The sequence below is a fragment of the Fructobacillus tropaeoli genome, from assembly GCF_001047135.2.
Classification (GTDB): Bacteria; Bacillota; Bacilli; order Lactobacillales; family Lactobacillaceae; genus Fructobacillus; species Fructobacillus tropaeoli.
Genome location: NZ_DF968169.1, coordinates 1 through 282, shown reverse-complemented (window position 1 = coordinate 282; position 282 = coordinate 1). Strand labels below are relative to the sequence as shown.

1 protein-coding gene is annotated in these 282 nt (G+C 41.1%); it reads left to right on the top strand.

The genetic code is table 11. The features are described 5' to 3' along the window. Positions 1–181, top strand: a 181-nt coding sequence (locus tag AOQ32_RS08940) for a hypothetical protein (RefSeq protein WP_207657376.1), incomplete at its 5' end; no start/stop codon positions are given. Between the last annotated feature and the right edge of the window lie 101 nt (positions 182–282).

The following is a 282-nucleotide window of genomic DNA, read 5'->3' as shown; positions in this document are numbered from 1 at the left end:
AGAATGCTCTTTAAACGATGTTAGCGACTTGACCAAAGCGATGGCTCTTAGCTATACCTTGGAAAAGCCCTTAAGTATTCTCTTTTTTGAGATTTACCTAAGGGCTCTCTCTGCTCACAACAACTTGCTGCCCTTGTCAGGGGTTCGTGCGAAAGTCAACGAAAGTCTTTTGGTTTTTTAGAGAAAAAGGTTGAAACAGATTGATTGATAAAGAAATCCATTTCGGATAAAGAGAAAAACAGACCCTACGCTGTTTGCGCATGAAGTCGAAGACTTCACAGC